This is a genomic window from Prauserella sediminis, assembly GCF_014195435.1.
Taxonomy (GTDB): domain Bacteria; phylum Actinomycetota; class Actinomycetes; order Mycobacteriales; family Pseudonocardiaceae; genus Prauserella; species Prauserella salsuginis.
The window spans coordinates 57,996-81,017 of record NZ_JACIBS010000001.1 but is presented as its reverse complement, the minus strand read 5'-3'; the positions used below and the strand labels follow the sequence as shown (position 1 = coordinate 81,017).

The 23,022-nt window shown below is 71.4% G+C and carries 21 protein-coding genes; 12 read left to right on the top strand and 9 right to left on the bottom strand.

What is annotated here, in order from left to right; genetic code table 11:
* Position 1 precedes the first annotated feature (1 nt).
* From FB384_RS00350 to FB384_RS00330, 5 genes are all read left to right on the top strand, one after another.
* Positions 2-676, top strand: coding sequence for a hypothetical protein (locus FB384_RS00350; RefSeq protein WP_183778067.1), 675 nt, complete (start codon positions 2-4; stop codon positions 674-676).
* 14 nt (positions 677-690) lie between these two features.
* Positions 691-1,008: a hypothetical protein gene (locus tag FB384_RS00345; protein ID WP_183778066.1), complete on the top strand. Its 318-nt coding sequence runs from the start codon at positions 691-693 to the stop codon at positions 1,006-1,008.
* Complete coding sequence (locus FB384_RS00340) at positions 1,005-1,655, top strand: hypothetical protein (protein ID WP_183778065.1); 651 nt, start codon at positions 1,005-1,007, stop codon at positions 1,653-1,655. Before FB384_RS00345 ends, FB384_RS00340 begins: the two co-directional genes overlap by 4 nt.
* Before the next feature lie 232 nt (positions 1,656-1,887).
* Positions 1,888-2,772, top strand: coding sequence for a trypsin-like serine peptidase (locus tag FB384_RS00335; protein ID WP_228725935.1), 885 nt, complete (start codon positions 1,888-1,890; stop codon positions 2,770-2,772).
* A 423-nt stretch (positions 2,773-3,195) separates the two neighbouring features.
* A complete protein-coding gene (locus FB384_RS00330; RefSeq protein ID WP_183778063.1) occupies positions 3,196-4,599 on the top strand; it encodes a class II 3-deoxy-7-phosphoheptulonate synthase in 1,404 nt (467 codons plus the stop codon).
* A 45-nt stretch (positions 4,600-4,644) separates the two neighbouring features.
* On the opposite strand, the gene FB384_RS00325 is transcribed toward FB384_RS00330, so the two are convergent.
* Together FB384_RS00325 and FB384_RS00320 are read right to left on the bottom strand one after the other, a co-directional pair.
* On the bottom strand, positions 4,645-5,964 hold the full coding sequence (locus FB384_RS00325; protein ID WP_183778062.1) for a wax ester/triacylglycerol synthase family O-acyltransferase: 1,320 nt from the start codon (positions 5,962-5,964) through the stop codon (positions 4,645-4,647).
* Between the two features lie 188 nt (positions 5,965-6,152).
* Positions 6,153-8,180, bottom strand: coding sequence for a Stk1 family PASTA domain-containing Ser/Thr kinase (locus FB384_RS00320; protein WP_183778060.1), 2,028 nt, complete (start codon positions 8,178-8,180; stop codon positions 6,153-6,155).
* Positions 8,181-8,288: 108 nt separating this feature from the next.
* Between FB384_RS00320 and FB384_RS00315 the strand changes: the two genes are divergently transcribed.
* Complete coding sequence (locus tag FB384_RS00315; protein ID WP_183778058.1) at positions 8,289-8,657, top strand: Rv2175c family DNA-binding protein; 369 nt, start codon at positions 8,289-8,291, stop codon at positions 8,655-8,657.
* A gap of 273 nt (positions 8,658-8,930) precedes the next feature.
* Here FB384_RS00315 and FB384_RS26635 read toward each other — a convergent pair whose 3' ends face one another.
* Positions 8,931-9,974, bottom strand: coding sequence for a helix-turn-helix transcriptional regulator (locus FB384_RS26635; protein WP_228725934.1), 1,044 nt, complete (start codon positions 9,972-9,974; stop codon positions 8,931-8,933).
* A 134-nt stretch (positions 9,975-10,108) separates the two neighbouring features.
* Between FB384_RS26635 and FB384_RS00305 the strand changes: the two genes are divergently transcribed.
* Positions 10,109-10,915: a class I SAM-dependent methyltransferase gene (locus tag FB384_RS00305; RefSeq protein WP_183778056.1), complete on the top strand. Its 807-nt coding sequence runs from the start codon at positions 10,109-10,111 to the stop codon at positions 10,913-10,915.
* A 134-nt stretch (positions 10,916-11,049) separates the two neighbouring features.
* Here FB384_RS00305 and FB384_RS00300 read toward each other — a convergent pair whose 3' ends face one another.
* From FB384_RS00300 to FB384_RS00290, 3 genes are all read right to left on the bottom strand, one after another.
* Entirely contained in the window at positions 11,050-11,934 is an 885-nt protein-coding gene (locus FB384_RS00300; protein ID WP_183778054.1) for a phytoene/squalene synthase family protein, read from the bottom strand.
* A 47-nt stretch (positions 11,935-11,981) separates the two neighbouring features.
* Positions 11,982-13,487 carry a phytoene desaturase family protein gene (crtI, locus tag FB384_RS00295; protein WP_183778052.1) on the bottom strand — a complete coding sequence of 502 codons (1,506 nt, stop codon included), beginning with the start codon at positions 13,485-13,487 and terminating at the stop codon, positions 11,982-11,984.
* A 73-nt stretch (positions 13,488-13,560) separates the two neighbouring features.
* Entirely contained in the window at positions 13,561-14,646 is a 1,086-nt protein-coding gene (locus FB384_RS00290) for a polyprenyl synthetase family protein (protein WP_183778050.1), read from the bottom strand.
* Between the two features lie 168 nt (positions 14,647-14,814).
* Here FB384_RS00290 and FB384_RS00285 point away from each other — a divergent pair, with 168 nt between their 5' ends.
* Positions 14,815-16,470, top strand: a complete 1,656-nt coding sequence (locus tag FB384_RS00285; RefSeq protein WP_183778049.1) for a DUF885 domain-containing protein — start codon at positions 14,815-14,817, stop codon at positions 16,468-16,470.
* 452 nt (positions 16,471-16,922) lie between these two features.
* Positions 16,923-17,825, top strand: coding sequence for a DMT family transporter (locus FB384_RS00280; RefSeq protein WP_183778047.1), 903 nt, complete (start codon positions 16,923-16,925; stop codon positions 17,823-17,825).
* Between the two features lie 47 nt (positions 17,826-17,872).
* Here FB384_RS00280 and FB384_RS00275 read toward each other — a convergent pair whose 3' ends face one another.
* Both FB384_RS00275 and FB384_RS00270 read right to left on the bottom strand, forming a co-directional pair.
* Positions 17,873-18,436 (bottom strand): GNAT family N-acetyltransferase, encoded by a 564-nt coding sequence (locus tag FB384_RS00275; protein WP_183778045.1) that lies wholly within the window; start codon positions 18,434-18,436, stop codon positions 17,873-17,875.
* Positions 18,433-18,954, bottom strand: coding sequence for a YbaK/EbsC family protein (locus FB384_RS00270; RefSeq protein WP_183778043.1), 522 nt, complete (start codon positions 18,952-18,954; stop codon positions 18,433-18,435). The genes FB384_RS00275 and FB384_RS00270 overlap by 4 nt, the downstream gene beginning before the upstream one ends.
* A 264-nt stretch (positions 18,955-19,218) precedes the next feature.
* Here FB384_RS00270 and FB384_RS00265 point away from each other — a divergent pair, with 264 nt between their 5' ends.
* The 3 genes from FB384_RS00265 to FB384_RS00255 are packed head-to-tail and all read left to right on the top strand — an operon-like array spanning position 19,219 to position 21,623.
* On the top strand, positions 19,219-19,749 hold the full coding sequence (locus FB384_RS00265) for an SAV_6107 family HEPN domain-containing protein (protein WP_183778041.1): 531 nt from the start codon (positions 19,219-19,221) through the stop codon (positions 19,747-19,749).
* Positions 19,749-20,519: a maleylpyruvate isomerase N-terminal domain-containing protein gene (locus FB384_RS00260; RefSeq protein WP_183778040.1), complete on the top strand. Its 771-nt coding sequence runs from the start codon at positions 19,749-19,751 to the stop codon at positions 20,517-20,519. The genes FB384_RS00265 and FB384_RS00260 overlap by 1 nt, the downstream gene beginning before the upstream one ends.
* A 57-nt stretch (positions 20,520-20,576) precedes the next feature.
* Entirely contained in the window at positions 20,577-21,623 is a 1,047-nt protein-coding gene (locus FB384_RS00255) for a VOC family protein (protein WP_228726076.1), read from the top strand.
* A 435-nt stretch (positions 21,624-22,058) separates the two neighbouring features.
* Here FB384_RS00255 and FB384_RS00250 read toward each other — a convergent pair whose 3' ends face one another.
* Positions 22,059-22,652, bottom strand: coding sequence for a hypothetical protein (locus tag FB384_RS00250; protein ID WP_323985075.1), 594 nt, complete (start codon positions 22,650-22,652; stop codon positions 22,059-22,061).
* Between the last annotated feature and the right edge of the window lie 370 nt (positions 22,653-23,022).

Below are 23,022 nucleotides of genomic sequence, written 5' to 3'. Positions count from 1 at the left end.
GATGACGTTCGAAACTGACACTGTGAATCCGCAGCAGCGTTTCCCGCTGGCGTTCACGTTGCCCGCCGAGTTCCGGCCGGCAGACCTTACGGCGGATGCGGCTACCCGTGCGACCCGGTTGCAGGAGCAGCTGGAATCGAGTTTGCCGGGCTTGTCCGGTGAGCAGCTGCTCCACGTGGTCATGGCCAATCAGTATGCGGTCGAGCGGATGCTCGACGAGGGTGTCCTCTACGCGGCGACGTTCGTGGGGCGTTCCGACCGTGAGCCGAATGCCGCGTCGATGGCCCAGTTCAGCGTTCTGACGCGAGATGTGCCGGGACGTCTTCGGCAGCCGCTGGAGCCGGTCCTCGAAGCGATCCGCCGAGAGCGCAAGAACGCCCGGGCTCAGTATGTCGATCTGGAGATCGGCCGCTGCTTGGTCGTCGTGGAGGACGACAGATTCCGAAACCCGGTGCGTGTGACGGGTGAACCTACCGACACGACCCGTCACGTGCGCCAGATTCAGGTGATCTTCCCGCTCGTCGACCGTGGTCAGTTGGCCTTCTTCGCACTGAGCACGGAGTGCCTCTGGGACTGGGACGATTACGTCGAGATGATGGCTGAGATCTGCAAGACGATCCGTTGGGCGGAAGGCGCTGATGAGCCCGGCAGGATCGGCAATGTGCTGGATGGCTGAGACGGACGGCTGAGATGGACATCGCACTCTGGATCTTTTTCGGCCTGCTCTGCGCGCTGGCGCTGGCCGTCGTTGGGATCGCTGGGTACGCCACCGTCCAGCAGCGGCGAACCCCGATCGAACAGCGTAAGCAGCAGGTGCTGGAGAAGCTGCGGAACGAGGAGACGCCGACCGGGGCAACGTCGATCCTGTCCGGCTATCGGAGCGGCGTGAACGACGACGCGGTGCGCGAGCTGGCCGAGGCGAACGGCTACCGGTGGACGGGCTACTCGGGACTGAACAACCGCCAGTTGAACTTCCAGCGGGCACTGCCCGGTCAGGAGCAGGGGTGACCGAACGCGACGCGGCGAACGCCGAGTCGGAGTTCCTGGCCCGGCTCGACGCGTTGCGCCCGGATCTCGGCGGTACGGCGCGGGTCGAGGTCTCGGGTATCCCGCGGTCGTCGTGGCGTCGCTGCCGCGAACTCGCCGAGGCACACGGGTGGACGTTCCGGTCGGTGGCACAGGAACGCGGCGATACGTACTGGGTGCTTACGCGTCCCGGGACGGCGAGCGTCGACCGGCGTGACTCGTTGTTCGTCACGGGCCCGTCACTGGCGGAGCTGCGCGAGTACCCGCAGGCGCGTGAGGTCGCGGCGCAGGTGCGGCGTGAGCTGGGCGTGGACCCGTTGTCCACGGTCACGCTGAACGAGACCCGTGCGGCGCACCAGGCGCACCGGAAGGCGACCAACCGGTTCGCTGCGCTGGCCGTGCTCAGCGGGCTGACGTTGCTGGTCGTGCTGGTGACCGCGGGGAGGCTGTTCGGCGACGGCGGCACGACCGCGCTCGTGCTCGGCGTCGGGTGTGCCGTCCTGCTGATGGGCACTGTGATCGGCACCGCCGGCATCATCCGTCGCGAACGCGCTCGGAAGGCGGCGATCATGCCGTTCACCCAGGGATACGAACGTGTCGTCGCCGCGGTTCTGCAGCGTGATGGTTGACACGCGATTCGGCTGAACCGTCCATGAATCACTGCTCTGTTCGGGCTAGTAGGGGAGCCGGTTCGGCGGCGTGGGAGCTGGGTTACTCGGCGGTACAAAATGGTTGTTGCCCACGTCACTCTTACGGGGTTCTGTGAATCTCCGACAAGGAGGCGTGATCGTGCGGTTGCGTTGGGCACGAGGAGTTCGAAGAGTCGCCGCGGTGGCGGCAGGCGCCGCGATGGTGACATCGATGGTGGCCATGCCGGCCGCAGCCGAAGGGCAGACGCCGGATTCGTCCGGCGACGTCGCGGTGAACCGGATGGATGCCGATGCCGCGGACTGGACGCCGCAGCGGATGCGGTCGGCCATGCCGCTGGACAAGGTGTTGTCGTCCGCAACTGGACTCACGGGTGGCCTGGCCAGCGCCGTAAAGGGATTGCTTCCGTCTCAGCAGGCCTCCTCCACAGGCGACGAGTGGACCGGCGGTGGCGAGGTCACGAAGACCGCGGGCCGGGTGTTCTTCAAGATGGACGGCCAGGACGCGTCGTGCAGTGGCAACGTCGTCGAGAGCGGCAACGGCAGCGTCGTCGTGACCGCGGGCCATTGCGTGAAGTACCAGGGAACCTGGCACACCGACTGGGTGTTCGTGCCCGGCTACGACAACGGTGACGCGCCACACGGAGAGTGGGCCGCCGAGCAGACGATGACCACACCGCAGTGGGAATCCGACGAGGACATGAACCACGACGTCGGTATGGCCGTCGTCGAGGAGAAGGACGGCAGGACCGTCGCCGACACGGTCGGCACGCAGCAGATCGCCTTCAACGGCGAGCGTGGTCAGGAGATGTATGCGTTCGGCTACCCGGCCGCCGACCCGTACGACGGCAGCACGTTGACCTACTGCAGCGGCAGCACGTTCACCGATCCGCTGCTGACCGACGACCACGGCATGAACTGCGACATGACCGGCGGCTCCAGTGGCGGCCCGTGGTTCAGCAGCTTCGACCCGGAGACGGGAACGGGCGTCCAGGAATCGGTGAACAGCTTCGGCTACACCTTCCTGCCCAACGTGATGTTCGGCCCGTACTTCGGTGACGAGGCCGAGGCGGTGTACGAGCAGGCGTCGGCCGCGTAGGTCGCTCACGTGGCACCGGTGGAACCGGCCGCCGGTGCCGCCGCGCTCACGACCGGTCGTCCACGGTGGATCCGCGACCCGTAGGTCAGGTCCACTGTGGACGTCCGGACGGGTGATACCGTCCCGTTTCCCGACTCGGCGCGTGCAGAACCCGCTGGGGCATGTGCCTGGCGTGGAGGGGTCGCGGTGGCCCTCACCTGCCGGACGCTCGTCGCGCGCGGGGTGCGCACCCGGCCGGCCAGGCGGGCCCGTCGCAGCATCCGGTGGGTGATTCACATCGCGGCCCGCCGCGTTCTCCCATCGTGTGGCGCCGCCCTCGTGAGCGGGCTCGCGACGGGCGCGATCGTCCGACCGCGGGCTTCGCGCGCGTCCCGCAGCAGGCTTCCGACGTGGGGCGGGGCCGTCCCGGCATGTGACATTCGTATGCTGGGTGACGTGAACTGGACTGTGGACGTCCCCCTCGACGCCTTGCCCTCGCTGCCCCCGCTGCCCGCCCCGCTGCGCGAGCAGCTCGACGACGCGCTCGCCCGGCCCGCTGCCCAGCAGCCGGAATGGCCCGACGCCGACAACGTCAAGGGTGTCCGGTCGCTGCTCGAGAGCGTGCCGCCGATCACCATGCCCGCCGAGGTCGACCGGCTGCGCGAACGGCTCGCCATGGTGGCCCGCGGTGAGGCGTTCCTGCTGCAGGGCGGTGACTGCGCCGAGACGTTCGAGTCCAACACCGAGCCGCACATCCGCGCCAACCTGCGCACCCTGCTGCAGATGGCCGTCGTGCTCACCTACGGGGCCAGCCTGCCCGTGGTGAAGGTCGGCCGCATCGCAGGGCAGTACGCCAAGCCGCGGTCCAAGTCGACCGATGCGCTGGGGCTGCCCGTCTACCGGGGTGACATCGTCAACTCGCTGGCCGCCGAGCCGGAGCTGCGGGTGCCCGACCCCGGCCGCATGATCCGCGCCTACGCGAACGCCGGCGCCGCGATGAACCTGGTCCGCGCCCTCACCGGCGCCGGAATGGCCGACCTGGCCCAGGTGCACGACTGGAACAAGGACTTCGTCCGCACCTCGCCCGCGGGGGAGCGCTACGAGGCGCTGGCCGCCGAGATCGACCGCGGACTGCGCTTCATGTCGGCGTGCGGGGTGCAGGACAGCTCGCTGCACAGCACCGAGATCTTCGCCAGTCACGAGGCGCTGCTGCTCGACTACGAGCGCGCCATGCTGCGCCTCGACGACCCGTCCTCGTCCGACCCGAAGCTGTACAACCTCTCGTCGCACTTCCTGTGGATCGGCGAGCGGACCCGTCAGCTCGACGGGGCGCACATCGCGTTCGCCGAGATGCTGTCCAACCCGATCGGCCTCAAGATCGGCCCGACGACCACGCCGGAACAGGCCGTCGAGTACGTCGAACGGCTCGACCCGCGCAACGAGCCGGGCCGGCTTACCCTGATCTCGCGCATGGGCAACGGCAAGGTCCGCGAGGTGCTCCCCGCGATCGTGGAGAAGGTCGAAAGCTCCGGCCACAAGGTCATCTGGCAGTGCGACCCGATGCACGGCAACACCCACGAGACGTCCAACGGCTACAAGACGCGCCACTTCGACCGGGTCGTCGACGAGGTGCAGGGCTTCTTCGAGGTCCACAACCGGCTCGGCAGCTACCCCGGTGGTGTGCACATCGAGCTGACCGGCGAGGACGTCACCGAATGCCTCGGCGGGGCGCAGGACATCTCCGACCTCGACCTGTCCGGCCGCTACGAGACCGCGTGCGACCCGCGGCTGAACACCCAGCAGTCGCTCGAGCTGGCGTTCCTCGTCGCGGAGATGCTGCGCTCCTGACGGTGCTCCCGGATGGGCCGGGGAACGGTCCCCGGCCCATCCGGGTCACGACTCCAGCTGCAGCCGCGCCATCGACTTGGTCACCGCGTCGGCCAGTGAACCGACGTCGCTGACAGCGTGGCCGTTGGCCTGCAGTCCGACGTGCACGCCGTCGCGGTACGTCGCCACGGCGATGCCCACCGACTGGTGCGGAGCCAACGGCACGAACGGGTACACCTCCCGCAGCCGTGCCCCCGCGAGTGACAGCGGGATGCTCGGCACCGGCACCGTCGTCACGACCGTGTCGAACAGCAGTGGTGCGGCCTGTCCGGCGGCTTTCGCCGCCAGCCGGTGCAGCCCCGCAGGCAGGCGGTTCGCCAGCACCGGCAGTGCGCCAGCGCCCCGCGTCGGCCCGGCCTCCTTGTTGCGGGCCATCGCCTCGCGCACGAGACGCAGCCGCTCGACCGGATCGTCCACCTCGACGGGCAGATCGCACAGGTAGCCGGACAGGCTGTTGCCGGTGTCGCGGCTGTCGCGACCTCGGAGGCTCACCGGCACGAGCGCGCGCAGCGACCGCGCGTCCGCGCGCTGGCCACGGTTGATCATCCACTCGCGCAGTGCGCCCGCCAGCACCGCGAGGACCACGTCGTGGGTCGTGCCGCCGTGTGCCGTGCGGACGGTGCGGATATCGCTGCCGGGTAGCCGCACGAGGCCGATCCGGCGGCTCGGCGAGTTGACGGTCGCGGTGGGCGACAGCGGAAACGGCCTGGCCGACGTGACGATCGACCCGGCGATGCCGGCGGATTCGGCCGCTTGGCCGAGCAGTGCGGCCGCCGTGTCCGCCACCGCACCGAGCGGCGACCGCGACGTCTCCTCGGGCTCGTCGTCGGCGGGACGGCGTTGCCACGGCAGCGTGATGTCGTCGAGCAGCGCGAGGGCGAGTTCGACCGCACCCATCCCGTCGGCGAGCGCGTGATGGAACTTCACCAGCAGGGCGAAATCCCCGTCCGGCAGGCCCGTCACGAGTTGCACGCTCCACAGTGGACGATTGAGGTCGAGCGGTTCGGCGATCCAGTGTTCGGCGAAGGTCGCGAGCGGATCGGCGGCGTATCGGTCGTACAGGCTGCTGACGGCCACGTGGCGGGCCGGGTCGAACGACGGGTCGTCCTCCCAGTGGGCGCTGCTGAGCGGAAGCAGACCGGTCCGCACCCGCCGCCGGAGACGCGGAATGCGGGCGGCGCGTTCGGCGAGCAGCCCCGCGACGTGGTCGGCGTCCCAGTCACGGCGGGGACGGAACGTCGCGACCGCGCCCATGTGCATCGGTGTCGCGTCGCCTTCCAGACAGAGGAAGGCCGTGTCCAGTGCGCTGAGCCGTTCCGGTGCCATAGGAATCTCCCGGAAGATGGGTACGTGCGGCTGGGTATCAGTGCACCAGCCGCACGTGACGCCGACGTGGTCGTCGTGTTACCGACCCGGAAACGTCCGGCAGGGCTGGTGTCGATCCCCGTCGTCGTTGTCGGCGCATCCCACCGCGCGGCTTGAGGGGTGTGGGTGCGACGTCACATTATCGGGGGTCACGGAAGCGTCGAGAGGGTGACCTTCGAGCCCCGCTTCACCCTGGTTCTCGCCTCGGGGTCCTGGCCGACGACCAACACGAAACGGTCGCCGCCGAGCCCGCCGTCGTCGCCATCACCGGAGTCACCGGCCACCGACAGGCCCGCGTCGGACAACAGTTGCCGGGCATCCGGCAGCGGCCTGCCCGTCACATCCGGCACGTCGACCGCGTTGGACACGTAGACGCCGATGCGCGATCCCTGGTCGACGGTGTCGCCGCTCGCGGGTTCGGTGCGCACGACGTGGCCGCCCGCGACCTCGTCGGAGAAATCCTCACCGGCGTCGTACGGCTCGAACCCGGCCTCCTGCAGCGTCGTGAACGCCTCGTCCCGGGGCATGCCCGTCACCGACGGCACGGGGAGTGGCTCCGGGCCCTTCGACACGACTACGGCGACGTTGGCGCCGATGTTGGCCTGGGTGCCGGGCTGTGGAGACACCGAGATGACCGCGCCCTCTTCGACGTCGGTGCTGTACTGGTCGGTGTTCTCGTCGCGGGTCGGCGTCAGCTGTGCCTGCTCGATCGCCTGTTGGGCCTGCTCCACCGACGTGCCGGGCTGGATGTCCGGCACCACCGGTTTGCCGAGCGAGACCATCACCGTCACCCGGTCGCCCCGCAAGGCCTGCGCACCCGCGGGCGGGTCGGTGCGGATGCTGGTGCCGCTCGGCACCGTGTTGTGCCGTTCCTCCTCGAACGTCGGCGTCAGCTCGGCGTTCTGGAGCGCCTGCGTGGCCTGCTGCCGGTCCATGCCGGAGATGTCGGGCACGTCGACGTACCGGCCCGACAACAGCCACCAGCCGCCCGTGGCCACACCGCCCACCAGCAGCAGGGCCGCCACGAGCCACAGCGCGAGCCACCGGCCGCGCCGGTGGGACGTCGCGGGCTGGTCGCCGGACGTGTCGTCGGGAGCAGGGGCCGCGGCGGCGGTGGACCGGGGCAGGGCCTGAGTGCCGGTCGGGCCGCCTGCCGTCGGCGCGGTCACCGCCTGCATCGCCGGGACGGTGCGCTCGGCGTCGGATTCGGGTGGGGTCGTCTCCTCGGATCCCGTGGGCCCGGGAGGCGGGGGCTGGGGCGGCCGTTGCGGCGCCGGGATCGGCACGGCGGTCCGCTGGATGCCCAGCTGGCCGCGGATCTCGCGCAGCTGTTCGAGGAACTCCGTCGCGTCGGCGGGCCGGGCCTCGCCGTCCCTACGGGTCGCGCGCAGGACGAGATCGTCGAGTGCGGGCGGCAGATCGGCACGGGAGGCGCTCGGCGCGGGGACGTCGTCGTTGACGTGGCGGTAGGCCACGGAGATCGGCGTGTCCGCGGTGTAGGGCACGTGGCCGGTGAGCATCTCGTACAGCAGGATGCCCACCGAGTAGACGTCGCCGCGTTCGCTGGCCGAACCGCTCGTCACCTGCTCCGGCGACAGATAGGCGACGGTGCCGAGGATGACGCTGCCCGTCGTGTTGGCCGTGGCGGCGACGGCGCGGACCAGGCCGAAGTCGCCGACCTTGACCACTCCGCTGCCCGCCTGGCCACCGCGGCCGATGAGGACGTTCTCGGGCTTGACGTCGCGGTGCACCAGACCCGCCGCGTGCGCGGCGCCGAGTGCGGACAGCACGTCCTCGGCGATCGTCAGCACCTGCGGCAGGGTCAGGGCCCCGCGCTCGTCGAGCAGGTCGCGCAGCGTGCCGCCGTCGACGAGCTCCATGACCAGGAACGCGCGCCGCTGCTCGGTGCCGGGTGTGCCGTCGAAGCCCTGGTCGTGGACGGCGACCACGTGCGGATGGTGCAGTTTCGCCGCCGAGCGGGCCTCGCGTTCGAACCGTTCGACGAAGCTGCGGTCGTCGGCGAACCGCGAGTCCATGATCTTGATGGCCACGGGCCGATCGAGTCGGGTGTCGAGGCCGCGGTACACCGACGACATCCCACCGCGTGCGAGCAGCCCGTCCACGCGGTACCGCCGGTCGAGCAGCGCTCCGACGAGGTTTTCGTCCGTCCGTGTCACACCGTGGGATCCTACGGCCGGGCGATGCGGGTGATACCCGGTGTCCCCGCTACGCCATTGGCCTGGCACGCCCGCTCCGGCGGCGCGGCGTGTGGCAGGGTGGAGCATGTGAGTGCAATCCCTCTGGCTGACGATGTGCTCGATGCCGACGTCGCGGTCGTACCCGTGGCCGAGGTCGCGGAGACGCTGAACGTGGCGCAGAACAAGGTCCGGCAGATGCTCCGGGACGGCCACCTCATCGCCGTCCGCAGGGACGGCGACCTGATGATTCCGGCCGACTTCCTGCGGGACGGTGCGGTGATCAAGGGTCTGGCCGGCACGATCACGGTGCTGTCGGACGCCGGTTTCACCCGCACCGAGATGCTGCGCTGGCTGTTCGCCGAGGACGAGTCGCTGCCCGGAGCGACGCCGATCAACGCCCTGCGCACCAGCCACGGCACCGAGGTCAAACGCCGCGCCCAGGCGATGGCGTTCTGACCGGCGGGTTCACTCCAGCCGCGCGGACTCCGACGCCGCGCGGTCCTCAGTCGTGTCTGCCCCTCAGTCGCGTCTGCGGTGCGCCGCGACGCGTTCGCGGGTGACGCACCGGGCCGAGCCGTAGCGGCGCGGACTGGAGGTGCGCGCGGCTGTTCACGATCGGCGCGAGCCTGAAGATCGACGGCGTGGCCGGGAGGACCGCGCTCGCGGCGTGGTCGCTGACGGCGTGCCTGCTTGTCGCGGCGGCGACGCAGGCGCGCTGGCCGCCGGGTTCTACCGGGTCTGCGCCTCGCGCCAGCGCTGCGGGGTGACGCCGTAGTGCCCGCGGAAGCGGCGCACCAGGTACGACGCGTCGCGCAGCCCGGTGCGCGCGGCCACGACCCCGAGCGGCAGGTCGGTCTCGCGCAGCAGCCGGCGCACCTCGGTCAACCGGCGCTCGGTGATCCACTCCAGCAGTGGCCTGCCGGTGCGCTCCCGGACGAGGGTCGTCAGATGCCCTGGCGTGTACCCGAGTGCGGCCGCCACGTCCGCGGTGGAGATCGGCTCGCGGAACGTCTCCTCGATGCGGTCGAACACCCGCTCCACGAGCGCGTCCCGCGTGTCGGGCTGCCGCGGGGCCAGCCGAGCCGCGTCGACCAGCACGCGGGTGAGCAGGCTCGTCACCGCCTCCCGCGCACCGAGGCGCTCCGGTGCGGCCAGTTCGGCGGCGAGGTCGGCCAGGTGCCGGGACCAGCGGTCGCGGTCCGGTTCGGGAACCAGCGCGACGCCCGCCTGCGGTGCGAACAGGGAAAGCAGCGGATGCCGGGTCCAGGACAGCGGCGACACCGAGGCCAGCGCGGGAACGGCGTCGGGGACGAACGAGACCGACCACGCGCGGCCGCCGGCAGGCGAGGTCGTCACCACCGGCTTCACGACCTGTCCCGGCAGTAGCGCGTGGACCTCGCCTGCCCGCAGCGGCCTGGACGCGCCGTCGACCTCGATCGCACCGGCGTCGGCTTCGACGTAGGTCAGGACGAGGAAGTCGTGTGCGTGGCGGTGTTCCGGCGGGCCGGGAGTGTCCCGCGCGGCGTCGGCCGCAGCCGATGCCGTGGGGCCGAGCCGGTTCACCGCCACGGCGGGCATGCTCACCGGCTGGCGGTGGCGGTAGACGGGAGTGCCGTCCGCCCGCATCGTCCGCAGCTGCCGCGTGCCGCCGACCACCCCGTCGGATCCGGCGGGCGGGGGCGGGGAGTCAGCGGCAGGGGAGTCGGCGTCCCGGGAGTCGGAGCCCGGGGTGTCGGAGCCCGGGGAGTCGGTCGTACCCGACGAATGTGCCATGCCTACCAAGATATGTCCTGCCGGTCTGCCATGAAATGTCCAATCCTGGAGTTGGGACACCCATAACGCTCGGACACCCGCGCCATTCGATACAGCGCGCCACCCGATACGGCACACGATGCGAGGAGCAGACCATGAGCGACGTACACATCGTCGATGAACGCACCGCCGCCGAGCGGGACCGCACGTTTCTGCCCGGCATGGGCAAGGCCTGGCTGATGCCGATCTACGACGTGTTCTCCCGCGCACTCGGCGTCGCGCAGCTGCACCGGCGCGGTGTCGGTGTCGCCGGGGTCCGGCCCGGCCAGGCGGTGCTCGACGTCGGATGCGGCACCGGCAACCTCGCGCTCACCCTGCTCGAGGCGACGCCGCGTGCGCGGGTCACCGGCATCGACCCGGACGGCGGTGCGCTGCGCCGGGCGGCCCGCAAGGCCCGCCGTCGCCGGGTGCCGCTCACCCTGACCCAGGGGTACGCCGACCGGTTGCCCGCCGACGACGGTTCGTTCGACCACGTCATCTCGGCGCTGGCGCTGCACCACCTCGCCGACGAGGACCGGACGGCGTTCGCCCACGAGGCCTTCCGGGTGCTCCGGCCGGGCGGGACCGTGACCATCGTCGATTTCGCCGGGCCGGCTCCGGGTGAGCAGGACGCGGGCCACGGCCACGGCCACGGCCACGACCACGGCCACGACCACGGCCACGGGCACGGCCACGGCCACGGGCACGGCCACGGACCGTTGCAGGCCGTGCGGGGACTGAGGCGGCTGCTGCGTGCGAAGGGGGAGGAAGGTCCGGTGGTGGCACGCAGCGTCAGCAATGGGCTCGTCGAGCTGCTCTCCGGCGCCGGGTTCGCCGACGCCCGGGAGGTCGATCACGTGGACCGCTCGTTCGGCCGCGTCAGCACAGTGCAGGCCACGCGCGAGGATGCGGTCGCGCGGTAGCGCGTCGTCGAGGGGTGGTGGCCGGGCGACGGGCGGAGCGGAACACACGCGCGGCCATGCAGAACACCCGTGGCCGAGTGCAGAACACGCGGTGCTGAACGCAGAACACGCGAAGACAGTTCACGGTGGGATCGTCACGGGCTGAGGCTGGTCAGCCTGCCGAGGAACGCGCGGGCGGCCACGCCGGCGCGGCGTTTCCCGTCGACCACGACCCGGCGGCCGAGCACGTCGTAGTCGGCGGCCGTGATCTCGTCGAGAATGCCCTGGTACAGCGTGAATGCCGTGGTCACACACGGGCGGGCCTCGGGCCGCAGGAGTGCGATGCCCGGCCGCGCTCTGCGATAGACCGCACGGTTGTGGGCGACCAGCGCCTGCAGCGCACGGCGGATCCGTGGGTCGGGCCTGCCGGTGGCCAGGGACCATTCCAGCAGCTGTCTGTCCACATCGAACGCGGCGAGTTCCTCGGCCGGCAGGTACACCCGGCCGCGGCGCAGGTCCTCACCCACGTCCCGTAGGAAGTTCGTCAGCTGGAAGGCCTCGCCCAGTGCCGCGGCGTACGGTTCGGCCTCGGCCTGCGGCACCGTCGTGCCGAGCACCGGCAGCATCTGGAGGCCGATGACGCGCGCCGAGCCGTGGACGTACTCGCCGAGCGCGGTGAACGTGGCGTACTCGGCCGTGTGCAGGTCCATTCGCATCGAGTGCAGGAACGCGTCGAACCAGACGCGCGGCAGGTCGTACCGGTGCACCGTGGCGGCCAGTGCGGTCGCGACCGGTCCGGTGGTCACGCGGCCGGCGTAGACGTCGTCGAGCAGTCGCGCGGCGTCGTCGAGTGCCCGGTGCGGATCGCCGCCGGGCAGGTCGACGGCGTCGTCCACCTGCCGCGCGAACGCGTACAGCGCGTAGGTGGCAGGCCTCGCGTGGGCGGGCAGCAACAGGGTGGCGAGGAAGTAGGTGCGGCCGTGCCGGGCGGCGATCCGCCGGCAGGCACGGAAGGCCGGGGCCAGGGACCGGCCGGACATCGGGTACCGGCTCGTCGCGGTGGTCGGGTGTGCGGAAGCCACTGTCGTCAGGGCCGCTCCGACGTCGCGGCGCCGGTGATGCGTTGGGCCGCGAGCCGTCCGGAGATCAGCACCGGCGGGATTCCCACGCCCGGCCGGGTGCCGGATCCGGCGAGGACGACGTTGGCCGCACCGCGCACGAGATTGCCCGGACGGAACGGACCGGTCTGGGCGAGTGTGTGGGCGAGCGAGAACGGCGTGCCCGCCGCCATGCCGTCGGCGGCCCAGTCCTGCGGGGTGTCCATGCGGTGGAGGCGGAACTCGCCGGCGAAGCCGTCCAGGCCGCGGTCCTGCAGGGTGCGCACCAGTTCGTCGCGGTAGGCAGGAGCGATCCGCGGCCAGTCCAACGGTCCGGTGCGCAGGTTCGGTGCCGGGGCCAGCACGGACACGAGCTGGCGTCCGCCGGAGGCGAGCGTCGGATCGGTCGCAGTGGGCCGGGTGACCAGCAGCGACGGATCGCTCATCAGCCTGCCGTCGCGGACGATCTCACGGAACGTCTCGTGCCAGGCGCCGCCGAAGAAGATCGTGTGGTGGTCCAGCGCGTCCCAGCTGCGCGACGTCTCGCCGTGCAGCACGACCGCCGACGGCGAGTACCGGGGCCGGACCGGCCTGCGCGGGTGGATGCCGAGCAGGCGGTAGGCCGCCGCGAGCTCCGTCGCGAGGACGACGGCGTCGCACGGGATGCGTTCGCCGTCACTGGTGCGCACCGCGCGTACCCGGTCGCCGACGCGCTCGAGCCATGCCGCCTGCGTGCCCGTGCGGACGGTGGCGCCGGCCTGCTCGGCGGCGCCCGCCATCGCGGTGGCGATAGCGCCCATGCCCCCTTCCGGATAGGACACGCCGCCCACGGTGTCCATGAACGGGATGGCCCCGTACGCACCGAGTGCCCGCCGCGGCTCGAGCCCGGCATACAGGGCCTGGAAGGAGAACAGCCTGCGCACCCTGTCGTCGGTGACCAGCCCGGCGACCTTCGGCCACAGCCTGCCGAATCCGCCCAGTGCGACGAGCCGGGCCAGTGCGGGCCGTGCGTCGGAGCGCAGCAGGTCGAACGGACTGTCGAAATTGCCGCCGATGAAGTGCTCGGCCTCGGCCGTGTACAGCTCGGTCAGCCACCGGCGCAGCCTGCGGTAGCCCGCCACCTCGTGCGGGCCGACCACCGCGCGCAGCTCCTCCTCCATCGCCTCCGGTTCGGTGTGCAGGTTCAGCGTCGAACCGTCGGCGAAATGTGCCCGGTACGCCGGGTCGAGGCGAGTCAGGGTCAGCCGGTCGGCGGTCTTCTCGCCCACCGCGGCGAACGCCTCGTCCAGCAGCTCCGGCATCGTCAGCACCGTGGCGCCCGTGTCGAACGCGTGGCCGCCGATCGTCTCGGTGGCCACGCGCCCACCCGGCCGGGGTGCCCGGTCGAGCACGGTGACCTCCCGGCCTGCGCCGGTCAGGTGCAGTGCCGCCGACAGCCCGGACAGGCCCGCACCGACCACGACCACCCGGTCGGTGGCCCCGGAAACCGTCCGCATCAGTGATTCCTCGTCCTCGCGTGCGCAGTCGGCCGGCAGGTCCTCGATCGGCAGAGCATGGGTGCGGCTCGCATCAGCGGGAGCGCTGGGTCGCCTTGACGGCGAGTTCGGTGAGCCGCTTCGGCGCCGGATCGGCCAGACCCGCGGTGTCCAACGCGGTCAGCGCCGAGTCGGTGAGCGTCTCGATGCGGCGCTCCACCTCGGCGACGGCACCGACGTCGGTGAGTACCTCGCGCACCCGGTCGACGGTGGCGTCGGTCAGCTGAGCGTCGCCGAGGGCGGCGTCGATGACCCGCGCTGCCTCGGACCCCTCGCCCGCGTGCTGCAGGCCGAGCGCGACCAGCAGTGTCCGCTTGCCCTCGCGCAGGTCGTCACCGGCGGGCTTGCCGGTGACCGCAGGGTCTCCGAACACGCCGAGCAGATCGTCGCGCAGCTGGAACGCCACGCCGATGTCGCCGCCGAACGAGAGCAGCGGGTCGATCACGTCGTCACCCGCGCCCGCCAGCGCCGCGCCGAGGTGCAACGGCCGCTGCACCGTGTAGGCGGCCGTCTTGAGCAGGTCGATGCGCAGCGCGGCGTCCACCGACGCATCGCCCGTGGCCTGGGTGCGCACGTCGAGGTACTGGCCGGCCAGGACCTCCGAGCGCATCGCCCGCCACGCGGGCCGCGCCCTGCGCAGCACGTCGGCGGGCAGCGGCGCGTCGGCGAACATGTCGTCGGCCCACGCGAGTGCGAGGTCGCCGATCAGGACCGCCGCGGCCAGCCCGTACTGCTCGGCCGAACCGAGCCAGCCGCCCCGCGCGTGCTCGTCCGCGAACGCCACGTGCACTGTCGGGCAGCCACGGCGGGAGTCGGAGGAGTCCAGCACGTCGTCGTGGATCAGGGCGCACGCCTGGATCAGTTCGAGGCTCGACACGGCACGCACCACGCCCGCCGCGTCGTCTCCGGTCGCGGCGCCACCGGCCCCACGCCAGGCCCACCATGCGAAGGTCGGCCGCAATCGCTTGCCGCCGCCGAGCACGAACTCCCGCAACGCGTCGGTGGCGCCGGTGAACGCGGGTTCGGTCCGCCCGATCGACTCGCTCGAGTCGCGGAGGAACTCGGTCAGCGCCTCGCCGATGGCCGCGGGCAGGTCGGCGTCGAAGTCGGGCTGGGTCATGGCCCCATCGTTCCAGGCGCCGCGTGCGGCCTGCGCGGGGCGATCGCCGAGGTGTGGCGAGGGAAACGACGATGCGGGAGCACGCGGGTACCGAGCGGGTAACGACCGCGGTTCGAGCGGCGCCAAATCCCACGCGGCGCGGGAAGGCGTACGGGTAGCGTGCCGGACATGAGCGTGCACGACATTGCCAACCAGTACCTCGACGATCATGCGGCCGCCGATCCCATCGACGCGACCGCGATGGGGGTTGTCGGGTTCGACGACCAGCTCACCGACTACTCGCCCGAGGGGCACGCCAACCGCGCGGCACTGACCCGCCGTGCCCTGCGGGACATGGATTCGGCCGAACCGGCCGACGAGGCGGAGCGCGTGGCGAAGGCGGTGTTCACCGAGCGGGGGCAGGTGGCCGTCGAACTCCACGAGGCGGGTCTGGACCTGGTGGACCTGAACGTCATCGCGAGCCCCGTGCAGGGTGTGCGCGAGGTGTTCGATCTGATGCCGCAGGAGACACCGGAGCAGTGGGAGACGATCGCCAAGCGCATGGCGGGAGTGCCGGAGGCGCTGGACGGCATCCGCGCGTCACTGCTCACGTCCGCCGACACCGGGCGGGTGCCTGCCATCCGCCAGGTGAGCAAGGTCGCCGGGCAGGCCGAGACGTGGGCCGGGATGAGCGGCGACGGCTACTTCCAGACCATGGTGTCGGGCGCCGACGTGCCGGACTCGCTGCGCGGCAAGCTCGAGCACGCCGCGCAGGTGGCCCAGGAGGCGTACGCCGAGTTCGCCGGGTTCCTCCGCGCCGAACTCGCCCCCGAGTCGAGGGAGAAGGACGCCGCGGGTGCGGACGTCTACCGGTTGTGCTCGCGGAACTTCATCGGCGCCGAACTGGACCTGCGCGAGGCCTACGAATGGGGCTGGGAGGAGTTCTTCCGCGTCGAACGCGAGGCCAAGGAGGTCGCCGAGCGGATCAAGCCGGGCGCCACGCTCGCCGAGGCCGCCGCCGCGCTCGACGCCGACCCGAAGTACCGCGTCACCGGGCAGCGGGCGCTGCGCGAGTGGATGCAGAACCTCTCCGACGAGGCGCTGCGGTCGTTGCGCGGTACGCACTTCGACATCCCCGACGAGCTGATGGCGTTGGACTGCCGGATCGCCCCGCCCGGCGGCGGCGTCGGCGCGTACTACAACGGCCCGAGTGAGGACTTCTCCCGCCCCGGCACCATGTGGTGGTCGGTGCCGCCCGGCAAGGAGGACTTCTCCACGTGGCGTGAGGTCACGACCGTCTACCACGAGGGCGTGCCCGGTCATCACCTGCAGATCGCCACGTCGGTCGCCGAGCAGTCGCTCAACAGGTTCCAGCGGCTCATGGCGTTCACCTCGGGCCACGCCGAGGGTTGGGCGCTGTACGCCGAGCGGCTCATGCGCGACCTCGGCTACCTGTCGGACGACGGCAACCTGCTCGGGATGCTCGACGCGCACCTGTTCCGCGCGGCACGGGTGATCATCGACATCGGTATGCACCTCGAACTGGAGATCCCTGCCGGCACCGGCTTCCACGAGGGCGAGCGGTGGAGCCCGGAACTGGGCCTGGAGTTCATGCTCACCCGCACGATCACCGACGCCGACCACGTGCGCGACGAGATCGACCGCTACCTCGGCTGGCCCGGCCAGGCTCCCTCCTACAAGCTCGGCGAGAAGCTGTGGCTCGAGGCGCGCGACGACGCCCAGCGGAGGGAGGGGGACGCGTTCGACCTGGCCGCCTTCCACCGCCGCGCACTCCGCATGGGCGGCATGGGCCTGGGCACCCTCCGCGAACTCCTCCTCGGCTGACCCACCCGCGTGTTCTGCACTCGGACCCGCGTGTTCTGCACTCGTGCCGGGTAGTGGGGCTCGGGAAATTCCGTGCCCCACGACCCGGTCGCTCGTTAGGATCGCGGCATGCACCGGCTGTTTCCGATCACTCCGCCGCCGCGCCCCGTTCGCGGGGCGTAGGCGTACAGGCACGCCGCGCGGGCCGGCCCTGATCGAGGGCGGCCCGCGCGGTCCTCGTGTGCGGTTCTCCCGTCGGGGCGACGTTCTCGTGTCGTAGCGACGTCGCCGTCTCCGACGGTTCTCTCGTGCGGCCGCAACACCACGGCGCCACACCATGCCGCCGCACCGGCACGTCGGACCACGACGTGGCCGGTCTGCGCCGGTGCGGCGGGAGTCGACGGTGCCGCTGAGGTCGAAGCGCCCCGCGTCGAAGAGTTTCCCGTTCTCTTTTCCGACGCTGGAGCGTTCTCATGTCTGTTGTCGTCTCCACATCCGCGCGTCCTCGTGCGGGCACCGTGAACTTGCTGTCGGCCGGAGTGCTGTGGGGCACCGGCGGGATCGCCGGCTCCGTCCTCGCCGCCACGGCCGGTCTGTCGTCGCTGTCGGTGGCTGCGTGCCGTCTCGTGCTGGGCGGCCTGTTCACCGTCGCGGCGCTCGGTGTGCTGGGCCGGTTGCGTGGTGTGCCGCGCACGCCGGCGGTGGTGCGCCGGGTGCTCATCACCGGTGGACTCCTGGCGTTGTTCCAGGCGTGCTACTTCGCATCGGTGGCGGCCACGTCGGTCGGCATCGCCACGATGGCGACGATCGGCAGTGTGCCGGTGTTCGTCGCCGGGGCCTCCGCGGTGCGGCAGCGCTGTCTGCCAGACGCGATCACATCGCTCTGTGTCGCCGGTGCCGTGACGGGACTGGTGCTGCTGACGTGGTCGCCGGAGGGAACCGCGGAACGCGGCCGGTTCGTGGCCGGGCTCGTCGCGGCGCTGGTGTCCGGTGCCGGGTTCGCGACGTTGACGCTTGCCACGCGCACCCGGGTGGCCGGGCTCGATCCGGTACGGACGACCGGGTTCGGCTGTCTGCTCGGCGGTGCGTTGTTGCTTCCTGCTGCCGTGTGGTCGGGGTTGTCGATCCCGCTGCACTGGGACGTGCTCGCCGCCGCCTGCTATCTGGGTGCCGTTCCGACGGCGTTGGCGTACGCGGCCTACTTCCGCGGACTGCGCACCGCGCCTCCGGTGTTCGCTGCCCTGGCGGCTCTCCTGGAACCGCTCACGGCGACGGTGCTGTCGGTGCTGCTGCTCGGCGACCGGCTCGGCGTGACGGGTTGGTGCGGAGCGGCGTTGTTGTTGACGGCCGTAGCCGCGGGTTACCTGCGGCGGTGACGCGGGTCCCGGGTACGCGGTCCGCGCCGCGAACCCGGGCCGCCGGTTCAGTCCAGCGGCAGGGTGCGGCCCAGCACCGCGAACGGGCGCGGGTCGCCCGCGAACCGGTACTGCCGCAGGACGTCGCCGAACCCGACCCTGCGGTAGAGCTTCCAGGCGCGGCTGTCGCCTTCCGGCGTGGACAGCAGTACCCGCCCGTCGGGAACGCCGTCGAGCAGCATGCGCAGCAGGTCCTCGCCGGTTCCGCGACCCTGTCCGCCGGGGCGTACGTGGATCTCGGTGAGTTCGAAGTAGTCGCCCAGCCACGCGTTGGCGGTTTGTTCGCCTTCGCGGTCGGTGACGCCGCGGCGCACCTGTTCGTGCCACCACTGGCCAGGCATGCCGCGGTAGCCGTAGGCGATGCCGACGAGGCGTTCCTCGTCATCGAGGGCGGCGACCGCGCGCCAGCCCTCGCGGAGTGCGTGGGTGAGCCACATGGGGGCGCGCTGCTCGGCGGTGCCCGGCGGGTAGTTCATCGCGGCGACGTAGATGTCGAGGGCCTCACGCAGCCGCATGCGGAACTCCTCGCCGGAGAGCCGGACGTAGCGCTGCGCGCTCGGCATCGCGGTCATCGCCGCTGTCCCGGCTCGGTGGCGACGTCCGCCGCGGTGCCGCCGGTCGCGGCCAGCAGGTCGTCGAACGTGGTGGGATAGACCGATTTCGGGTGTCCTGCGGCGGCCCACACGACGTCGTAGGAGGCCAGCGCGGTGTCGACGAGCGTGAGGATGCGCTGCGGATGGCCCACCGGGGCGACGCCGCCGATCGCCTGTCCCGTCGAGGTCTTGACGAACTCCGGATCGGCCCTGCCGACCGTGTCCGCGTCGATGAGCTCGGCGAGCGTCGTCGTGTTCGCCCGGTGCGCCCCGGACGTCAGCGCGAGTAGTGCGCGGTCGGTGCCGTCGGGCAGCGTGGCCCGGAACACCAGGCTGTTGGCGATCGCGCCGACCTCGATGCCCAGTGCCGCGGCGGCCAGCTCGGCGGTGCGGGCGTCCTCGGGGAGGAGACGAATTCCCTGCGCAGCGGCGTCCTGATCGGCTTCCGAGAGCGCGGCCGCGACCTTCGCGACCGATGGATGGTCGAGGGTGCTCATGACTTCATGAGATCACGTCCGCCGTGCGGACTGCGACGCAGATCGCTCCCGGTCGGCGCTTGTCGGGGAGCCGGTGGCGCGCTACCGTGATGGTGTCGAACAGATGTTCGGCAACGGGAATCCCTGGTGAGTCCGGCAGGTGGACGGGGAAACGTCCCGTGCCGGACGCCGCTCGACCGGGAGTCCCCAGGGCCGGAGTTGCTGGAGCGCCGGAGTTGCTGGAGCGGGAGTTCCGAGAGCGGCCGGACTGGGAAGGGGGCGGCCATGTCGGTAGCCATGACGCCGCAGGATCCGTCGGTGCGTAGGCGGGTCACGCAGCCCGCGCTGCCGTTCGCGGAGGCGCCGCCCGCCGCGCCCGCGGCGGCTCCGCTGTTGGCCCAGGCGCGTCGCGGCATCCAGGCGGCGCGTGGGGAGTCGGACGTGGTGGAGAGGTTCACGGGTGCCTATCTGTCGGCGCTGCGTGCCGCGGCGGCGGTACTGACCGCGCGCGGCAGGCCGCACCGGGGCAGGGCCAAGCCGCAGAGCACCTGGTCGTTGCTGGAGTCGGCAGCTCCGGAACTGGCGGGCTGGGCGGCGTACTTCGCGGGGTACTCGGCGCGGTACTCGGCCGTCCGGTCGGGTGCGTACCGCGGCGCGGACGAGGAGTTGGCGCACGAACTGCTGCAGCGGGCGGGCGAGTTTCTCGCCATCGCCGATGTGGTCGTGCGCGGGCAGACGGCATCCGGTGGACGGGAAACGCCTTCGCAGTGTGATGCCCCGGTGCCGTTTCCGCGGCGGCGGTCGCGGAGACGGTGATGGTGACGAGCGGTGGCCCGGTGATCGATCATCGGCGGCTCGCCGAGGCGTTCGGCGACGAGGTCACGTTGCTGATCGAGGCCTCACGCGGCGTTGCACCCGAGACGCCGGTGCCAACGTGTCCCGGATGGACGGTCGGCGACACCGTCCGGCACGTCGGCAGCATCTACCGCGTGGCGCAGGCGTGGCTGATCGACGGCGAGCGGCCGCGGGAATGGCAGCGCGATCCCGCACCGGGGCAGAGCGAGGAGAGTTACGTTCGGCAGGGGTACGCGGATCTGCGCGAGATCCTGGACTTCCACGAGCCGGGCGAACCCGCGGCGACGTGGTGGCCGCAGGACCGGACGTACGGGTTCTGGCGGCGGCGCATGACGCACGACACCACCGTCCACCGGGTGGACGTCGAACGCGTCGCAGGCACGACGTGGTCCGGGGTCGCGGCCGACGTGGCACTCGACGGTGTCGACGAGGCTCTCCTACTGTGGTTCGGCCACCGATTGCCACGACTCGGGCTCCGGGGCACGCGAGCGGGCGAGGTCGGCGTGTGCACGGGCGGGTACGGCTGGCTCGTGTCCGCGGGCCCGGACGAGACGGCCGTGCGCCGATGCGGGGAACCCGAGGCGCGGCGTGCCGCCGCCGTGGTGTCGGGCGAGCCGGAGGCGGTCTATCTGTGGTTGTGGGGCCGGAACCGGCCCGGCGCCGTCGACGTGGCCGGCGACGACGACGCGGCCGGGCAGCTGTTGGCGCTCATGCGGTTGGCGACGCGATGACATGGCCGCGCCGTGTCGCAGATGTCGCCGGGACGACGGAGGTGTGTGGTGAACGGGATGCCCGGAGTGGTGTTCGAAGCCGAACGGCCACGGGAGGTTGCGGAGTTCTGGGCCGCCTTGCTGGGCGGCGAACTCGTCGGTGACGGTCATGACGGCGGCCGCCACGACGGCGGCCGGCTGCGGGTCCGGCTCCCGGACGGCCCCACGGTGCACATCGTTGGTGCCACGGCGGAAAAGTCCGCCAAGAATCGGATCCACCTCGATCTCGCCTCCGACGGTGACGGCGGAACCGGCCGCGGTACGCAACAAGCCATTGTGGACAGAGCGATACGACTCGGTGCCGTACACATCGACATCGGGCAGTACGCGGGCCCTGTTCCGGCGCCTTGGTATGTGCTGGCGGATCCGGCGGGAAACGAGTTCTGTGTCCTCGAACCACGCGGCGAGTACACCGCCACCGGCGCACTCGCCGCGGTGGTGATCGAATCGCCCGACCCCCACCGGCTGGCCGAGTTCTGGTCCGGTGCCACGTGGTGGCCGACCGTGCGGACCGCCCCCGAGCTCGTCAGCCTGCGTGCTCCCGAAGGCAGGGGTCCTTGGCTGGAACTGCTGTCGGCCGACCCGTGCCCGCCGGTGACTCCTCGCTGCCGGCTCGAACTGACCGTGCCGGCGAGCGGCCGTGGATCCACGGCGACGGCAACGGGGACGGAGAGGCCCGGACCGATGCCCGAAACCCCGGAAACGCCCGGAGTCTCTGCTGCTCCGGCCACCGAAGCCCCGGCCACCGAAGCACCGGCCACCGAAGCACCGGCCACCGAAGCACCGGCCACCGAAGCACCGACCAGAGGAGCACCGACCAGAGGAGCCCCGACCGCAGGAGCCCCGACCGCAGGAGCCCCGGCCACAGGAGCCCCGGCCACAGGAGCCTCGGCCACAGGAGCCCCGGGAGCGTCGGCCGCGCGGACAAGCCGGTCCGCGTCGGACGCACCGGATGAGTTCGCCGCGGAAGCGGACCGGTTGTGCCTGCTCGGCGCGACCCGCCGCGGAGCGGGACGGCTTCTCGATCCGGACGGCACCGTGATCGACCTCGTACCCCGGTACTGAAGTCGATGCCGGAGTCCTCCGCCGTCCCATCGTTCCGGCGCCCGATCGTTGCGCCGTTCCGGACGTCCGGGTGCTCTCCGGGATGCCGCGGTGCTCAAGTCGTGGTGCGCAAGCCGCGGTGCTCACGTCACCGTGGTGCTCGAGTAGCCGGTGCTCGAGTGGCTGGTGTTCGTACAGCCGGTGTTCGTGTGGCCGTGATGTTCGTGTGGCCGTGATGTTCGTGTGGCCGTGGCGCTCGCGCTGCCGCCGTGCTCGATTCGCCGTGGTCTCGATCCGCCGTGGTGTTCCGGGACGCCGTGCAGCCGGAGGGTCGTCGCGGTGCGCGGACGCGAGACCGGGACGCTCGGACCGCTGCGCACCGGCCGACGTGAGCGCCGCGGTGGGCACCGGTGTCGGCGCCCACCGCGGCGTCACGGATGCGGGTCACGTGACGTGTCAGCAGGTGACGTCCACGTCGGCGGAGGACTCGAACGACACGTGCACGTGGTCGTAGTGGTTCGCGGTGTCGCTGCCCCGGTCCTCCATGTACGACCAGCCACTGCCGTCGTTGTACCGCTGCTCCCAGATCACGTACGTCACGCCGAACTCGGACTGGTTGGCGAGGATGTACTCGGCGATCTGGTCACCGGTGGTGCCGGTGGTCATGAAGTCCAGTGCGAGTCCGCTCGGGTGGTCGCTCGCCCCGGATCGGCTGGCGACGCCGCCGACCGAGTCGACCTCGAACTTCGTGAGCACGTGGTTTCCCACCTGGGCCACGTGCGGCTGCGTGCCCTCCAGTTCCGTCGAGCACGGTTCGGGCTCCGGCGTCGGCGGCGGGGGAGGAGGAGATGGCTTCCGCGTGGTCGTAGGCGTCGTCGTGGACGGCGTCGGCTCGGGTTTCGGCTTCGAGGTGGTGCTGCTCGGGGTGGGCTTGTCGGTCGTCGACGTCGTCGGAGCCGACGAGGTCGACGACGCCGTGGGGGCGCTCATGGCGAGCGCCGCGTTGGTGGGTTCGGCTCCGGAGCCGGTGAGCCCTTCCGTGATCGACACGGTGGCACCCAGCAGGGCCGCGGCGGCCAGCCCCAGTCCGACGGGCAGCGGCCACGAACGTCGGGATCGTTCGCCGGGCTGCTCATGCGGCGTCGGGGAGTCGCCGGGGGTGGGTCTTCGGGATTTTCGGGCGCGCGGGTTCGCCGCGCGATGTCGGCCTGCCATGGGGACCTGCCTCGGGATTGCTCGGGGTGGGCTGTCGGGGTGGTGACAGGTTACGAACCGGCAACGGGGGCGTCACGTGCGAGTGGCAATGCGCACAGCAGGTCGAGACAACCTTTCTGATCTTCGCTGGTCAGGGAGTCCCCCGGTGGCGGATGGTGGTGCGCACCACTGGCCGTGCACGCGGTGTTCGGGCGTGTCAGCTTGA

Bases quoted from the DNA above. Each gene is read 5' to 3' on its own strand.
- FB384_RS00290 (WP_183778050.1), bottom strand. From the start codon at position 14,646: ATGACCCAGCCCGACTTCGACGCCGACCTGCCCGCGGCCATCGGCGAG.
- FB384_RS00345 (WP_183778066.1), top strand. From the start codon at position 691: ATGGACATCGCACTCTGGATCTTTTTCGGCCTGCTCTGCGCGCTGGCG.
- FB384_RS00265 (WP_183778041.1), top strand. From the start codon at position 19,219: ATGTCGGTAGCCATGACGCCGCAGGATCCGTCGGTGCGTAGGCGGGTC.
- FB384_RS00270 (WP_183778043.1), bottom strand. From the start codon at position 18,954: ATGAGCACCCTCGACCATCCATCGGTCGCGAAGGTCGCGGCCGCGCTC.
- FB384_RS00325 (WP_183778062.1), bottom strand. From the start codon at position 5,964: ATGGCACCGGAACGGCTCAGCGCACTGGACACGGCCTTCCTCTGTCTG.
- FB384_RS00260 (WP_183778040.1), top strand. From the start codon at position 19,749: ATGGTGACGAGCGGTGGCCCGGTGATCGATCATCGGCGGCTCGCCGAG.
- crtI (WP_183778052.1), bottom strand. From the start codon at position 13,487: ATGCGGACGGTTTCCGGGGCCACCGACCGGGTGGTCGTGGTCGGTGCG.
- FB384_RS00330 (WP_183778063.1), top strand. From the start codon at position 3,196: ATGCTGGGTGACGTGAACTGGACTGTGGACGTCCCCCTCGACGCCTTG.
- FB384_RS00335 (WP_228725935.1), top strand. From the start codon at position 1,888: ATGGTGGCCATGCCGGCCGCAGCCGAAGGGCAGACGCCGGATTCGTCC.
- FB384_RS26635 (WP_228725934.1), bottom strand. From the start codon at position 9,974: ATGGCACATTCGTCGGGTACGACCGACTCCCCGGGCTCCGACACCCCG.
- FB384_RS00280 (WP_183778047.1), top strand. From the start codon at position 16,923: ATGTCTGTTGTCGTCTCCACATCCGCGCGTCCTCGTGCGGGCACCGTG.
- FB384_RS00305 (WP_183778056.1), top strand. From the start codon at position 10,109: ATGAGCGACGTACACATCGTCGATGAACGCACCGCCGCCGAGCGGGAC.
- FB384_RS00275 (WP_183778045.1), bottom strand. From the start codon at position 18,436: ATGACCGCGATGCCGAGCGCGCAGCGCTACGTCCGGCTCTCCGGCGAG.
- FB384_RS00285 (WP_183778049.1), top strand. From the start codon at position 14,815: ATGAGCGTGCACGACATTGCCAACCAGTACCTCGACGATCATGCGGCC.
- FB384_RS00300 (WP_183778054.1), bottom strand. From the start codon at position 11,934: ATGTCCGGCCGGTCCCTGGCCCCGGCCTTCCGTGCCTGCCGGCGGATC.
- FB384_RS00255 (WP_228726076.1), top strand. From the start codon at position 20,577: ATGCCCGGAGTGGTGTTCGAAGCCGAACGGCCACGGGAGGTTGCGGAG.
- FB384_RS00350 (WP_183778067.1), top strand. From the start codon at position 2: ATGACGTTCGAAACTGACACTGTGAATCCGCAGCAGCGTTTCCCGCTG.